This window comes from Kitasatospora sp. NPDC101155, assembly GCF_044768305.1.
GTDB lineage: Bacteria > Actinomycetota > Actinomycetes > Streptomycetales > Streptomycetaceae > Kitasatospora.
Genome location: NZ_JBIWPN010000165.1, coordinates 1 through 1,156 on the forward strand (window position 1 = coordinate 1; position 1,156 = coordinate 1,156).

Annotated in this window: 1 protein-coding gene; it reads right to left on the reverse strand. The window is 69.6% G+C overall.

Features of this window, described 5'->3' with window-relative positions; genetic code table 11:
• Window positions 1-83 precede the first annotated feature (83 nt).
• A partial coding sequence (locus tag ACIRYZ_RS46585) for an IS30 family transposase (RefSeq protein WP_402955870.1) occupies window positions 84-1,156 on the reverse strand: 1,073 nt, incomplete at its 5' end.

Here is a 1,156-nt window from a genome sequence, read left to right on the forward strand (position 1 = left end):
TGTCAACGACTCCTGAAAATTGACCCCGTGCGGCTCCTTGGGTTCTAAGGCGGATTCGCATGATCGTCGCAACGATGCTGGTCTCATGCTGTCAGAGCGGCGGCGAATAGCTCGGCCGGGGTCCGCCATCCCAAGGTCTTCCGGGGGCGGTTGTTGAGTCGGTCCTCGAACGCTCGGAGCTCCTCGGTGGTGTGGACGGACAGGTCGGTGCCCTTGGGCATGTACTGCCGAAGCAGGCCGTTCGTGTTCTCGTTCGTGCCTCGCTGCCAGGGGCTGGCGCGGTGGGCGACGAAGACTCCGTCGCGGAACATCGGGGCGAGCTGGTCGTGGCAGGCCATCTCGGAGCCCTGGTCCCAAGTCAGCGTCATTCTGGCGGTGTTGGGAAGATCCTGGAGGGCCTGGGCGAGACGTTCGCGGACCTGGTCCGCGCCGTGTCCGTCGGGCAGGGCGACGAGACGGACGTAGCGGCTGTGGCGGTCCACGAGGGTGGCGACGGCGGACCGGTTGTGCCGGCCGGTGATGAGGTCTCCCTCCCAATCGCCGACGCGCTCGCGCAGCTCGACGACGGCGGGGCGCTCGTCGATGAGCGTCGGCGGAACGGCGAACCGCGGGGCACGCTGGTCACCCTTCCGGCGCTGCTTGCGCAGTGACCGCCCGGTCCGCAGCTTCTTCGTGAGCGTCCTGCTCAGGCCGCCCTTGGCGCCCTGGTAGAGGGCCCGGTAGATGCTCTCGTGGCATAGGTGCCGCTCCGGTCTGTCCGGCCACAGCTCACGCAGGTGGGCGGCGATCTGCTCGGGGCTCCACTCCAGGTCGAGCTTGGCCTGGACCTCGGCGCGGAGCTCGTGGTCGAGCCGCAGCTTCGCCAGGCGCGGGCGCCTCACGCGCTCCTCGGCGCGGTGGTGGGCCAGGTCCGCGTCGTAGATGCCCTGGTCGTGGGCGAGGGTGTTGCGCCGGAGCTCGCGGCTGACGGTCGACGGAGACCTGCCCAGGCGTTCGGCGATCTCCCGTATGCCCAGGCCGCGTTCGCGCAGCGTCGCGATCCTCTTGCGCTCCAGCAGGGACAGGTATCGGTCGGACCGGGACGGCTCGGACAGCCGTTCCGGCGGCAGGCCGCCGTTCTCCGCCCGCCACCGGTAACCGGTCTTCCTACCGATCC